Origin of the sequence: Sphingomonas yabuuchiae (assembly GCF_014199595.1) — a bacterium.
GTDB classification, from domain to species: Bacteria; Pseudomonadota; Alphaproteobacteria; order Sphingomonadales; family Sphingomonadaceae; genus Sphingomonas; species Sphingomonas yabuuchiae.
On the sequence record NZ_JACHNX010000001.1, the window covers coordinates 547,746 to 561,428 of the forward strand.

Annotated in this window: 12 protein-coding genes and 1 tRNA gene; 11 read left to right on the top strand and 2 right to left on the bottom strand. The window is 67.3% G+C overall.

Annotated features, from left to right (window positions below):
• The first annotated feature begins 65 nt into the window (after positions 1 to 65).
• From argE to GGQ89_RS02705, 4 genes are all read left to right on the top strand, one after another.
• Complete coding sequence (argE, locus tag GGQ89_RS02690; protein ID WP_184103833.1) at positions 66 to 1,235, top strand: acetylornithine deacetylase; 1,170 nt, start codon at positions 66 to 68, stop codon at positions 1,233 to 1,235.
• 301 nt (positions 1,236 to 1,536) lie between these two features.
• On the top strand, positions 1,537 to 2,850 hold the full coding sequence (locus GGQ89_RS02695) for an EAL domain-containing protein (RefSeq protein WP_338112394.1): 1,314 nt from the start codon (positions 1,537 to 1,539) through the stop codon (positions 2,848 to 2,850).
• Positions 2,837 to 5,251, top strand: a complete 2,415-nt coding sequence (locus GGQ89_RS02700; protein WP_184103835.1) for an ATP-binding protein — start codon at positions 2,837 to 2,839, stop codon at positions 5,249 to 5,251. Before GGQ89_RS02695 ends, GGQ89_RS02700 begins: the two co-directional genes overlap by 14 nt.
• 66 nt (positions 5,252 to 5,317) lie before the next feature.
• Entirely contained in the window at positions 5,318 to 5,704 is a 387-nt protein-coding gene (locus GGQ89_RS02705; RefSeq protein WP_056430281.1) for a response regulator, read from the top strand.
• On the opposite strand, the gene GGQ89_RS02710 is transcribed toward GGQ89_RS02705, so the two are convergent.
• Entirely contained in the window at positions 5,705 to 6,547 is an 843-nt protein-coding gene (locus GGQ89_RS02710) for a class I SAM-dependent methyltransferase (RefSeq protein WP_184104047.1), read from the bottom strand.
• Between GGQ89_RS02710 and GGQ89_RS02715 the strand changes: the two genes are divergently transcribed.
• The 6 genes from GGQ89_RS02715 (at position 6,546) to GGQ89_RS02740 (ending at position 11,071) form a co-directional block, all read left to right on the top strand.
• Positions 6,546 to 7,361, top strand: a complete 816-nt coding sequence (locus GGQ89_RS02715) for a ComF family protein (RefSeq protein ID WP_342354502.1) — start codon at positions 6,546 to 6,548, stop codon at positions 7,359 to 7,361. The two genes, GGQ89_RS02710 and GGQ89_RS02715, sit on opposite strands and share 2 nt — an antisense overlap.
• A 31-nt stretch (positions 7,362 to 7,392) precedes the next feature.
• Positions 7,393 to 7,650, top strand: coding sequence for a glutaredoxin 3 (gene grxC / locus GGQ89_RS02720; RefSeq protein ID WP_042486177.1), 258 nt, complete (start codon positions 7,393 to 7,395; stop codon positions 7,648 to 7,650).
• On the top strand, positions 7,647 to 8,471 hold the full coding sequence (locus GGQ89_RS02725) for a carbon-nitrogen hydrolase family protein (protein WP_184103837.1): 825 nt from the start codon (positions 7,647 to 7,649) through the stop codon (positions 8,469 to 8,471). The genes grxC and GGQ89_RS02725 overlap by 4 nt, the downstream gene beginning before the upstream one ends.
• Entirely contained in the window at positions 8,468 to 8,899 is a 432-nt protein-coding gene (locus GGQ89_RS02730) for a DUF1178 family protein (protein ID WP_184103839.1), read from the top strand. The genes GGQ89_RS02725 and GGQ89_RS02730 overlap by 4 nt, the downstream gene beginning before the upstream one ends.
• Positions 8,900 to 8,968: 69 nt before the next feature.
• Positions 8,969 to 9,045 (top strand) — tRNA-Arg (locus tag GGQ89_RS02735).
• 142 nt (positions 9,046 to 9,187) lie between these two features.
• Positions 9,188 to 11,071: a methyl-accepting chemotaxis protein gene (locus GGQ89_RS02740; protein WP_338112396.1), complete on the top strand. Its 1,884-nt coding sequence runs from the start codon at positions 9,188 to 9,190 to the stop codon at positions 11,069 to 11,071.
• 34 nt (positions 11,072 to 11,105) lie between these two features.
• Here GGQ89_RS02740 and asd read toward each other — a convergent pair whose 3' ends face one another.
• Entirely contained in the window at positions 11,106 to 11,963 is an 858-nt protein-coding gene (asd, locus tag GGQ89_RS02745; RefSeq protein ID WP_240456576.1) for an archaetidylserine decarboxylase, read from the bottom strand.
• Positions 11,964 to 12,001: 38 nt separating this feature from the next.
• Here asd and GGQ89_RS02750 point away from each other — a divergent pair, with 38 nt between their 5' ends.
• Positions 12,002 to 13,681 (top strand): aminotransferase class III-fold pyridoxal phosphate-dependent enzyme, encoded by a 1,680-nt coding sequence (locus GGQ89_RS02750; RefSeq protein WP_184103843.1) that lies wholly within the window; start codon positions 12,002 to 12,004, stop codon positions 13,679 to 13,681.
• Positions 13,682 to 13,683: the final 2 nt, after the last annotated feature.

A 13,683-nucleotide genomic window follows, 5' to 3' on the forward strand; every position in this document is an offset into this window, starting at 1 on the left:
CAGGGGAGGAAGGTGACGTCCCCATCAGGGTTTCATCAAAATGAAACATCCGGCAGGATGTCAGCATGACCCCGGACCAGCTCTCCGCCCAAGCCACCGCCATCTTGGCCGACCTGATCGCGATCGACACCACGTCGCGCGAATCGAACCTGGCGCTGATCGACTATGTCGAGCGGCATCTGGGTGGAATCGGCGTCACCGGGCGGCGGGTATTCAACGCCGATGGCAGCAAGGCCAATCTCTACGCCACGGTCGGCCCGATGGAGCCGGGCGGCGTCGTCCTGTCGGGGCATAGCGACGTGGTGCCGGTCGACGGCCAGCCCTGGACCAGCGATCCCTGGCGGCTGACCCGGCGCGGCGACCGGCTGTTGGGGCGGGGGACCTGCGACATGAAGGGGTTTCTCGCACTGTCGCTGGCCCTGGCGCCGCATGTCGCGCGGGGCGGCATGGTGCGGCCGCTGCATCTGGCCATTTCCTATGACGAGGAAGTGGGATGCCTGGGCGCGCCGTCGATGATCGCCGAGATCGCGCGCGAGCTGCCGTCACCCGCCGCCGTGGTGGTGGGCGAGCCGACCGAGATGGTGGTGGTCAGCGGGCATAAGGGGATCGCGACCTGGAACGTCACGGTCACGGGGCATGAGGCGCATTCCAGCCTGATCCATCTCGGCGCCTCGGCCAACATGGTGGCGGTGCGGTTGATGCAGCAACTGGCGGACCTCGCCGACCGGCTGGCGGGGGAGGGCGATCCGCATGGGCCCTTCTGCCCGCATCACGCCACGCTGACCATCGGCCAGATGAACGGCGGTACGGCGGTCAACATCCTGGCGCGCGAGTGCCGCTTCGCCTTCGACCTGCGCACCCTGCCGGGGCAGGAGCCGGAGGCGATCCTGGCGCCCTTCTTTGCGGCGTGCGAGGCGGCGGATGCGGAACTGCGCATCCGCTTTCCAGAAGCCGGGGTCCGGGTCGAACGACGGTCACGCACCCCCTCCTTCGCGCCCGAGGCGGATGGTCTTGCGGAGCAACTGGCGCGGCGCTGGGCGGGCGATAACGGCCCGGCGCGGGCAGTGCCCTATGCGGCGGAGGCCGGGCAGTTTCAGGGGGCGGGTTTCTCGACCGTGATCTGCGGTCCGGGCTCGATCGCACAAGCGCATCAACCGGACGAATATATCGAGGTGCAACAGATGGAGCGCGGTGCCGCGTTCATGCTGCGGCTGGCGGATGATCTGATCCGTTAACGGATGCGATCATCACTTGGGTTAGTCAAAAATCATGAGGCGATCGACGGCGTTAACTCCGCCGCGATCGCCCCATGACTCAACTTGGATTACCAAGGACGCATCGTCTCGCCGTGAATCAGCGCCAGAATGAACTTCAGCATGGGTTTTCTCCCTCGAAAGCACCCTTTTGAGTGCCGTGAGATGGTTAATTCGGCATTAACCATTACGCAATGGGTAAGCGACGAACGGACAAATAGTTGGATTGGCGGGGCTAACGGGGTTAACGCCTTGTTTAATCCCCGACCCTAGTGTCGCGGGCGTGAAGAACGGCCCTCCGTCCGCCGCGCCTGACGCGTCTCCGTCCACCACGGTGCCCGCCGCCGCCCATGGCGATTCCCAGTGGCAATCGCTGGTGCTGATCGGCATCGGCAACTTCACCCTGCTGCGCCGCCAACTGGGCCGCACGCTGAGCGCCACGTTGGTCGAGGCGGTTGCCGAACGGGTCGCCCAATATATCCCCGACGCGATTGCCCGACCGACGGCCCCCGCCCAGGTCGAGGTCATGGTCCGCGCCGAGGCTCGCGAGACGCTGGATTCGCATCTGGTGACGCTTTCCGAGGTACTGGGACATCCCTTCGCGCTGCCGGAGGGCGAATGTCGCATCGAACCCGTGCTGGGCGCTGCCGTCGCCGCCGTGCCGCATGACGACGATATCCGCCTGCTTGAAGAGGCGGAGCAGGCCCTGGCCGATGCGCAGGTCGAGGGGCGATTGGTCGTGCGCGAAATGGCGGTTCCCACCGGACGGCTCGACCGCATCGCGCTGGCGCATGAATTGACCGGCGCCATCGCCAGGGACGCGCTGTTCGTTGAATATCAGCCCAAGGTGCATGTCCGCCAACAGCGGGTCGCAAGCGTCGAGGCGCTGCTGCGCTGGCGGCACCCCAGCTATGGCCTGATCAGCCCGGTCGAGTTCATCCCGGTCGCCGAGGAATCGCGGATCATCGGCCCGCTGACCCTGTGGATCCTGCGTCACGTCATCGCCGACCAGCGTCGTCTGGCGGCGGCGGGCCACCCGCTTCGAATCTTCATCAATATCTCGGGCATGTTGCTGGGCGACCCGCATTTCGTGCGCGAGGCCTGTGCGCTCGTCCTCGACAGCGGCGCATGCATCGGGTTCGAGATCACCGAGACCTCGGTCATTCGCGATCCCGACAGCGCGATGGCCAATCTTCAGGCCTTTGTCGACATGGGCATCGCGGTGGCCATCGACGATTACGGCGCGGGGCTTTCCTCGCTGTCGTATCTCAAGCAGCTTCCGGCGTGCGAGCTGAAGATCGACAAGCTGTTCATCACGCAACTGACCAGCAGCAACCGTGACCCGCTGATCGTGCGCTCGACGATCGATCTGGCCCATGCGCTGGAGATGGAAGTGGTCGCCGAGGGGGTGGAGACGCCCGCGACGCTGGCGCTGCTCAGCGTCATGGGGTGCGACATGATCCAGGGTTACCTGATCAGTCGCCCGATCGGGCTGGAGGCGCTGATCCACTTCCTGAACGAACAGGCGCATCAGGCCGTGACGGAACTGGCCCGGCCGACGCCGTTGGCCCGGTTGGTGACCCGTGCGCGCGCTTAGGATCGCGCTGGTCATTGCCGGATTGCTGGTGGCGGCGGCCGAGGTCCGGGGCCAGAGCAATGCCACCGCCTTTCAGCCCGCCTTCGACCGGGCGGTCGATACGGCCAAGGCCGAGATGCTGCGCGATCCGGCGCGTGCCATGCAGGAGGCCGAACGGGCACGCCTGCTGGCCCATGGCATCGGCGATCCGGGGCAGCGATCGCTGGCGCTCGCCACGGCCGACTGGCTGCGTGGCGAGGGGGCCAGCCGCCTCGGGCAGCATGAGGCGGCAAAGGCCGCCATTGCCGGTGCGTTGCGCACGGCCCGGCAAAGGGCGCCGCAATCCGACCTTTACGGCAATCTCCTGCTGTCCGCCGGGGGGCTGGACACCGATGGCGGCCGGATCGCCGACGCGCTGAGCACCTATCAGGCCGCCTATCGCATCTTCCAGCATCTGAACGACATGCGCGGACAGGCGCGGGCGCTGGTCCAGATCGCCAATCTCTATCTCGACGCCAAGGATTATGTCTCGGCGTTGCGCTATCTGGAGCAGGCGCGTGCCATCTATCGCGGCGACGACGCGCTGCGCATGGTCATCCTGAACAACCGCTCGGTCACGCTGAGCGAATTGGGGCGGATCGACGATGCCCTGGACCAGCTTCGCGAAGCGGCGAGCCTGGCTCGCAAGATGGACAGCCCGACATTGCTCGCACAGGTTTGGCGCAACATGGCGCGCTCGGAATTGCGCCGGGGCCATGTCGCGGCGGGGGAGGGGGCGATCGCCCGTGCCCGGCGCGCCGACCCGTCCGACCAACGCGCCCTGGATGCGATTGCCGCTCAGGCCGCGTTCCAGCGGGGGCGGGCGGCCGATGCGGCGCAGCTGATCGATCATAGCTTTGAAAGCGTCGATCTCACGGAAACCCCGGTGGCGCAGCGCGATGCGCATCAAAGTGCCTATCGCATCTATCAGGCGGTCGGGCGGACCGCCGATGCACTGCGCCATTTGCAGGCGCTGAAGCGGATCGACGACGAATCGACACGGCTCGCGACCTCGACCAACCTCGCCCTGATGGGCGCGCGCTTCGACTTCGCCAATCAGGAGCTGCGCATCGCGCGGATGAAGGCGGCGGACCTCCAACGGAACATCGCGTTCGAGCGGGCGCAGTTGCGGACCGAGCGGTTCATCCTGATCGGCTCGGTCGCGGGCATCATCGTGGTCTTGGCGCTGCTCGGCATCTGGCTGGTGACGCTGGGCCGCAGCCGCAACCGCATCCGCGCCGCGCATGGCGAACTGGCCGTGACCAACGACCAGCTGGAAAAGGCGCTGGCGGTCAAGACCGAGTTCCTGGCGACGACCAGCCACGAGATTCGCACCCCCCTGAACGGCATATTGGGCATGACGCAGGTCATGCTGGCCGATACCGCCTTGGCCAGCGAACAGCGCGAGCGGGTGGAGGTGATGCACGGCGCCGGACTGACCATGCGTGCGCTGGTCGACGATCTGCTCGACGTCGCCAAGATCGAGCGCGGCAAGCTGACGCTGGAGCACACGCCCTTCGACCTGGCGATCACGATCCGTGACGCCTCCCGTTTGTTCGAGGGGCAGGCGGCGGCCAAGGCGATCGGCTTCGCGGTCGATCTGGACGATTGCCCCGCCACGGTGATGGGCGATCCGGCGCGTATCCGGCAGATCGTGTTCAACCTTTTGTCCAATGCCCTGAAATTCACCAGCGCCGGGCAGGTCCGACTGGTCGCGCGCCGGGACGCGGGCGGCGTGTCGATCAGCGTCATCGACTCGGGCATCGGCATCCCGCCGCACAAGCTGGAGGAGATATTCGAGGCATTCCATCAGGCCGATGCCAGCACCACCCGCCAGTTCGGCGGTACCGGGCTGGGGCTGGCGATCTGTCGACGGCTGGCGCGCGCCATGGGCGGCGACGTGACGGTGGAGAGCGAGCAGGGCCGGGGCTCGCGCTTCCTGCTGACCGTGCCGCTGACCGAGGTCGAGCCTGCGGCCCGGCCGGAGCGTCCACTGGTCCTGATCCTCGACCGCAATCCGATCCGCCGCGCCATGTGGACGCAATTGTGCGCGCCGCACGCGCAGGTCGCCTTTGCCGCGACCGCCGGGGAGGCCGCGTGTCGGCTGAGTGACGGCGGCGTCACGCAAATGCTGATCGACGACAGCGCGATCCGCGATGAGGGCGTCATCGCCGCCCTGGCCCGGATCGTGACTGCCAGCGACCGCCCGATGCCCGTCCGCCTGTTGTGGCCGGAAACGGAACCGATGGAGGGGAACGAGTTCCTCGATGAGGGATTGATCGAAATCATCGTCAAGCCGATCACGGGGGCCGAGCTGATGCGGAAGATGTTCAACACCTCACCGCAAACCGCCGCCCAACCCCTTGTAACGCAAGCGGCATGATCGTTAGGGCGCCATAATGACCGCGATGACATATGCGATCCGGCGGGACGGGCGAAGGGGACGGGGATGAACGTCCTTTTCATCGAGGACGACCGGATGAATCGCCGCGTCGTGCGCGACATGCTGGACGTGGCGGGCGCGAGCATGGCGGAGGCGGAGAATGCCGAGCTTGGCCTGGAGATGATCGACCGCGATCACTATCACATGATCCTGATCGACCTGCGCATGCCGGGCATGGACGGCATCACCGCCATCCGCCACATCCGCGCGCGGGGCGACCAGAAGGCAGAGGTGCCGATCATCGTGGTGACCGCCGACAGCGGCGTCGACCTGCGCGAACGCTGCCTGAGCGCGGGGGCCGACGACGTGATCGTGAAGCCGGTCGCGATGGATCAGCTGTTCGAGGCGATGGGCCGTATCCTGGCGGGGGATCGCGGCGCAATCATCGGCTGATCATTTGCCCGCCTCGGGTTTGGGCTTCAGCGCCTCGGCCAGCGACGCGGTCGCGCTGCCGCGCTTGGCGGGCACCGGCTGCGACGGGTCGGGTGCCCAGCCGGTCAGGAAGACCAGGTTGAACTGTTCGGCGACGCGGCCATCGGGATCGGCCATCTCGGCAAAGGCCCCCGCCGCCGCCGCCAGCGCGTCCCGCCCGATCGGACGCCGCTCGGCCAGCAGGTTGCTCGCCCCCATGCCGCGCAGATCGCCCAGCAGCCGCCCGAAATCGCGGTAGCGCACCGCCAGCGTCTCGATATCCGCGACCGGCAGGGTAAAGCCCGCGCGCATCAACAGGTCGCCCGCCGACCGTACATCGACCTGCGGATGGAGTCGCGCGACCGGCCGTTCGGCCTCGGCGACGCGCAACGCGGCGCGCAGGAGGGGCAGCGATCCGCCGCCGACGAACGCGCCCAGGAACAGGCCATCGGGGCGCAGTACCCGGCGGATCAGCGTCAGCGCGCCGGGCAGATCGTCGATCTGGTCGAGCACGCCCGCACTCACCACCAGGTCGAAACTGCGATCGGCGAAGGGCAGGCGGTCCTCGTCGCCCTGCACGCCCCGCGCGGCGCGGGCAAAGGCGAAGCCGGGGTCCAGCCGCGCCACCCGCGCCCCCGGCGGGGGTAGGAAGCCGCCGTCGAAACAGCCCAGGTCCAATATGTCGTGGAACGGCCGGGTGACGGCATCCAGCCGCTCGGCAAGCCCGTCGAGCATCGCGGCGCGCAGGAAATCATGCTCGGCGAAATCGGGCTGGGCACGGTCGCGGCGCAGGCGGCGGGCGCGACGGTCGAAGATGGTGGACATGCTCACCCGCGCGCTTGTGCGCGCTCGCGCGATCGGGGACAAGGCACAGCCGATGGGGGCGGGATCGAAACAGACCGGATTTGCGATGGAGCGGGGCCGCGCCGTGCTCGTCGCCCCGCTGCTGGCCCTGGCGCACTGGGCCTTGCCGCCGCGCTGTCCGGGCTGTGCCGAGCCGGTGGAGGCGGATCATCGTTTCTGTGGGCCGTGTTGGGGGCAGTTGCGGTTCCTGGACGCGCTGGGTTGTACGGGTTGCGGAATGCCGCTGGGCGGGCTGACGGGGCGATGCGGGGCATGTCTGGCGGATCCGCCGCGTCATGCGGGGGTGTATGCGGCCGTTGCTTACGGCCCCATCGCGCGCGAGCTGCCGATCCGGCTGAAACATGGCGGGCGGATCGGTGTGGCCGAGACGATGGCGGGACCAATGGCGCGGCGGATGCCGCCGGGGGCGGACCTGCTGATCCCCGTTCCGCTTCACCGTTGGCGCCTGTGGCGGCGCGGCTTCAACCAGGCGGTGCTGATCGGCGAGGGCGTGTCGCGTCGCAGCGGGGTGCCGATGGCGCGGCACGTCCTCCAGCGGGTACGCACGACGCCGCTGTTGCGCGGACTCTCCCCCAAACAGCGGCGCGCGGCGGTGACGGCGGCGTTTCGCGTCACCGACCCAGCGGCGGTGAAGGGGCGGCATGTCGTGCTGGTCGACGATGTCTATACCACCGGCGCGACGGCCGGGGCCTGCGTCCGGGTGTTGCTGGCGGCCGGGGCGGCATCGGTGGCGATCCTGTGCTGGGCGCGGGTCATCGAAGGGGCGGGCGATTGACAAGCGGCGTCCCGCGACACACCTGAAGGACATGGCAAAGGTCGAAATCTACACCAAGGCGTTCTGCCCCTATTGCACGCGGGCCAAGGCGCTGCTCGCCTCCAAGGGCGTCGAGCCCCAGGAATATGACATCAGCATGGGCGGCCCCCAGCGTGCCGAGATGATCCAGCGCGCGAACGGTCGTACCACCGTGCCGCAGGTCTTTATCGACGGACAGCATATCGGCGGCTCGGACGATCTGGCGGCGCTGGACAAGCGCGGAGGGCTCGACCCGCTTCTGGCGGCATGACCCGAATCGCGGTGTTGCAGATGACGGCGGGGATCGATCCCGCCGCCAATGCCGGGGTTCTGGAGCGTGCCATCACCGAGGCGGCGGCAAAGGGCGCGGCGATGCTGTTCACGCCGGAGATGTCCGGGCTGATCGACCGCGATCGTACGCGGGCGGCGGCGCATCTGGTGTCGGAAGGCGAAGATCCGGTGCTTGCCCGCGTGCGCGCGGCGGCGGCGGCGCATGGCCTGTGGGTCCATCTCGGCTCGCTGGCGGTGCGGGAAGCGGACGGGCGGTTGGCCAATCGCGGCTATGTCATCGACGACCATGGCGACATCCGCGCCCGCTATGACAAGATGCACCTGTTCGACGTCGATCTGCCCAGCGGCGAAAGCTGGCGCGAATCGGCATCCTATGCGCCGGGCGAGCAGGCCGTGGTGGTCGATACGCCGGTCGGTCGTCTGGGCCTCGCCATCTGTTACGACCTGCGTTTCCCGGCGCTGTTCGCCGCGCTGACCGAGGCGGGGGCGACGATCCTGTCGGTGCCCGCCGCCTTTACCCGGCCGACCGGCGCGGCGCACTGGCATGTGCTGCTCCGCGCCCGCGCGATCGAGGCGGGGGTGCATCTGGTCGCCGCCGCCCAGACCGGCGAGCACCAGGACGGTCGCGCCACCTATGGCCATTCGCTGGTCGTCGGCCCCTGGGGCGAGGTGCTGCTCGACATGGGCGAGGCGGCGGGGCTGGGCTTTGCCGAGATCGATCCGGCGCAGGTCGAGTCGGTCCGCGAACGCCTGCCCGCCATTCGCCATCGCCGTGCCATTCCGCCGGTGGTGGTGGCATGATCGTCTTCGATCTGCGCTGTGCGGGCGGCCATGTGTTCGAGGCCTGGTTCGCCTCCTCGACCGCCTATGCCGAACAGCGCGACAAGGCGCTGGTCGAGTGCCCGCTATGCGGCGACCGCAGCATCGAGAAGGCGGTGATGGCGCCGCAGATCGCCGCCAAGGGCAACAGCAAGCCCGGTCTGCCCAGCCCGCAGGCGATGAAGGCCGCGCTCGAACATCTCGCCCAGGCGCAGGCGAAGATGCTGGAGACCTCCACCTGGGTCGGCGGTGCCTTTGCCGAGAAGGCACGCGCCATGCATGAGGGCGAGGCGCCCGTGACGCAGATCCACGGTCAGGCCAGCCTGGCCGAGGCCAAGGCGCTGATCGAAGACGGAGTGCCGGTCGCCCCCTTGCCCTTGCCCGTGGTGCCGCCAAAGCTCGCCAACTGACCGGCCATCGCGCCCGTCAAACCGCTCTGGACCACGCCGCGCCCCGCCTGTATCACCCGGCCTGCATGGGGCCCCGTAGCTCAGCAGGATAGAGCATCAGATTCCTAATCTGAGGGCCACTGGTTCGAATCCAGTCGGGGTCACCATGCAAGATGTCGGCCGCGTCCGTTATAAATCGGCAATCATAACGATTGCGAAACGGCTTTCCGGCAAGTCAATCGACAATCATGCCATGAAACGCGATCTTAAGAGGTCGATGCGATAACCGCCTCATATTCCGGGTGGTGCATGATGAAAAACCTCAAGATCAGCGGCAAATTGTTCGTGGCGTTCGGCATCCTTGCCACCGCCCTGGTCGTCACGATGGTGCTGTCCATCATGAGCCAGCAGCATCTGAACAGCGTGGCCGAGAATCTGGGGCGCGTTCGCCGCGACAAGCTGGTCGCCATTTCGCAGATCAACACCGCGACGTCCGACTACCGCGTCTCCGAGGCGACGGTCGTTCTTTCGACCGAACCCGATCAGATCGACGCCGCCTATCGCGACCTTCAGGAACGGTCGCAGATGATCGCCAAGAGCGAAGCCTTTCTGGACCGGGCTTTGTCATCGCCCAAGGCGATCGAACAATTCCGCAGCTTTCGAGACCATTGGGGTCAGTTCGAGCAGCAGTCGCGCAAGACGATCGATCTCGGCCGCCAGAATCTGAATACGGAGGCGCTGGCCAGTTTTCGGGCCAGCAAGCGTATGTACGATACGGCGAACAAGGACGCCTCCATCATGACCGACATTCAGGTCGCTTTGATGGACAAGGAAATGAACGAGGCGAATCAGGACTATATCTGGTCGCGCAATGCCTCGATCGCCATTTCGGTGCTGGTGCTCGCCCTGACGGCCTATCTGCTGATGACCCTGATCCGCGGTATCGCCAATCCGCTGGCGGCGATGACCGCCGCGATGCGGCGGCTGGCGGCGGGGGATCTGAACACCAGACTGGAGGTCGAACCGCGTCGCGACGAGGTGGGCCAGTTGGCCGACGCGATGGTCTCGTTCCGTGACCAGCTTGTCGGGGCGGAGCGCGCCAAGGCCGAACAGACCAGCCTGATCGTCAGCAGCATCGGCAGCGGCCTCGACGCGCTGGCGCAGGGCGACCTGACCAAGCGGATCGAGGCGGACCTGACCGGGCCGTTCGCAAAGCTGAAGCAGGATTTCAACAACGCGATGGACTCGGTGTCCGCCACGCTGACCGCCGTGAACGCCAGCGCGCAGGGGATCACCAACGGCGCCGCCGACATCCGCGAGGCGTCGGACGACCTGTCGCACCGCACCGAGCAGCAGGCGGCCAGCCTGGAGGAAACCGCCGCCGCGATGCACGAGATCACCGAGACGGTGCGCGAGACGGCGGAAAACGCCAAGCGCGCCAATCAGGCGGTCACCGAAACCCGCACCGATGCCGACCAGTCGACCGATGTGGTGCGCAAGGCCGTCGAGGCGATGCATGGCATCGAACGCTCGTCGCATGAGATCAGCGAGATCATCGCGGTGATCGACGGCATCGCCTTCCAGACCAATTTGCTGGCGCTGAACGCCGGTGTCGAAGCGGCGCGCGCCGGTGACGCGGGCAAGGGCTTCGCGGTCGTCGCCTCCGAGGTGCGGGCGCTGGCGCAGCGTTCGGCCGACGCGGCCAAGGACGTGAAGGAGCGGATCACCGCTTCGACCCAGCAGGTCGATACCGGGGTGCAACTGGTCGCGCAGGCGGGCAATGCGCTGACCCGCATCACCGGGCGGATCGGCGAGATCAACGCGCTTGTCTCCGACATCGCCTCGGCCGCGGCGCAGCAGGCGACCGGCCTGCAGCAGGTGAACACCGCCGTCGCCGAGATGGACGGCGTGACCCAGCAGAATGCCGCGATGGTCGAACAGGCCACCGCCGCCGCGCGCAGCCTGTCCGAGGAAACCGGCCACATGACCCGCGAGGTCGGCCGCTTCCGCCTGATCGACGGCGGCATGGTCGCGCGGGCCCCCGCGCCGGTGGTCCATCACTCGCCGGTCCACCAGCTTCAGGCCCGGGTGGCGCAGGCGACGCCCCGCATCGCCGCCGCTCCGCGCGTCGCCCGCGCATCGAGTGCCGCCGCCGCGGTCGTGGTCGACGACGGCGACTGGTCGGAATTCTGATCCCCCTAAAGGGGGAGGCGGCAAAGCCTGTTCGTTACAATTGCCCGACGATCGTCCCGGCGCGGATCGCTTGTCCCTCGACCAGCGATCCCGCCAGTGTCATGCCCTTGGGCAGGAACAGGATGATGGTCGAGCCATGCTCGAACCAGCCCATTTCCTCTCCCTTGCCAATGCGGGCGGAACAGGCGGTGCGGCCGGGGCCGTGGTCGCGGAGTGTCGCAACGGTATCCAGGCAGTGGAGGCGGATGCTCGCCACCAGGATCGCCGCGACCGGCACGATCAGCAGCGGCTGGCCCGAGATCAACATCCGCGCCTCGATCACCGCGCGTTCGTTGCGGCAGAACAGGCGCTCGACCCGTTTCAACGCGATGGGATTCACGTTCCAGCAGTCGCCCGACAGATAGGTCACGCCCTCCACCACGATATCCGTCGGCGCATGGAAACGATGATACATGCCCGCCGTCAGCCGCAGGGTCAGGAACGACCCGTCGCGGAAACGCTCGACCAGTCCGGGATCGGGGATCAGGTCGCCCAGCGTATAGGGGAAGCCCTTTACCTGATAGAGCCGGTCGCCCTCGATCCGGCCATGTGCGCCGACCAGTGCGTCGCAGGGGGAGGCGATGGTATCGGGGTCGCTGTCGAAGACGCGCGCGCCGTCGCGCAAGGGACGGACGAAACCGTCGCGCAGCGATCGGAACCGGGTCGTGCGCGCATCCGACAGGTCGACGCCTGCGAAGAATTTCCAAAGCGCCAGGCTGGGCCTGGCGATCAGCGGATGCTCGATCCGGGCAAGCCACCCGACCAGTTTCGTCGCGAATCGACGCGGCAGGCGGTTGGTGACGAGGAAATTGATGTCCTCGTTCAGGAAGAACCGCATGATGGGTCCGCGCATTGTCATGCCTCCGTCATGGGTACGCGGTCAAAGGCCGCATGAACCCGATTCTCACTGGCCTGCTGGCCGCTTCCGCCGGTGCCGTTGCCCTGACGAAGGGGCATCGGCGGCTGACCCTGTCGCGCGCCAAGCATCCGGGGCTGGGCGGGCATGTTCGCATGGCCAAGCGGATTGCCGGGCAGATCCCGTTCTACAGCTATGGCGAGGACCGCTTCTTCCGCGTCGACGATGCGCCGGACGCGATTGCCGACCAGCGGCGCGCGGGCTTCGAGCGGTTGGGCGCGGTCTTCGCCGAGCGATACACACAGACGCTGGCGCTGACCCGCGAGGCGCGCGGCGGCCTCTCCGACCTGCAATTCACCGGCGCGTATCGCGTGCCGTTCCAGTTCCGCGAGAAGGTGCGCACGACGCTGGCCACGGGCGCCTTCTATCAGCGATCGGAAGGGCCGATGCTGGTCGATCTGGACGGCAACCGGCTGATCGACCTGACCGGCTCCTACGGCGTCAACCTGTTCGGCAACGACTTCTACAAACGGACCATGGCCGAGGGGGCGGCGATGGTGGCCGATCTGGGCGGGGTGCTGGGGTCCTTCCACCCGGTCGTCGCCGACAATGTCCGCCGCCTGACGACCCTGACGGGCATGGACGAGGTGTCGTTCCACATGTCGGGCACCGAGGCGGTGATGCAGGCGGTGCGGCTCGCGCGTTACCACACCAGACGTCCGCGTCTGGTGCGCTTCGCGGGCGCCTATCATGGCTGGTGGGGCGATGTTCAGCCCGGCATCGGCAATCCCGTACCCGCCGACCGGACGCTGACGCTGGCCGACATGTCCGATCGGACGCTGAAGGTGCTGGCGACGCGCAAGGACATCGCCTGTGTGCTGGTCAACCCGCTCCAGGCGATGCATCCCAATGGTTCGGCGCCGTCGGACGGGCAGTTGGTCGATGGCGGGCGCAAGGCGGGGGCAGATCTGGCCGCCTATCGCGAATGGCTGCACAAGCTGGCCGAGACCTGTCGTGCGAACGGCATCGTCCTGATCTTCGACGAGGTGTTCATGGGCTTCCGCCTGGCGAAGGGTGGGATGCCCGAATATTTCGGGGTGAAGCCCGACCTGATCACCTATGGCAAGACGCTGGGCGGCGGCCTGCCGGTCGGCGTGTTGTGCGGCCCGGCGCATCTGATGAAGCGCTGGCGCGAGGATCGCCCGGTCGACATCTGCTTTGCGCGCGGGACCTTCAATTCGCACCCCATGGTGATGGGGGCGATGAACGCCTTTCTCCAGCGGCTGGAAACGCCTGAGGTAGCCGCCTTGTATGACGGACTGGACGAGCGATGGAATGCGCGGGCCGCGATGTTCAACGCACGGATGGCGGAAGCGGGACTGCCCCTGTCGGTCGCGCATGTCCAGACGATCTGGACCATCCTCTATTTGGTCGCCTCGCCCTATAACTGGATGCTGCAATATTATCTCCGGGCGCACGGCTTGGCGTTGAGCTGGGTCGGGACCGGGCGGCTGATCTTCAGCCTCGACATCGACGACACCCTGTTCGCCGATATTTGCGACCGCTTCGTTGCAGCGGGACAACAGATGCGTGACGATGGCTGGTGGTGGACGTCGCCCGATGCACCGCAGGAGTTGAAGGCGGCGAACAAGGCGATCCGGCGGCGGATATTGAAGGAGTCGCTGGCGGTCAGGTTGGGGCAGGGGGAGGGCTGACC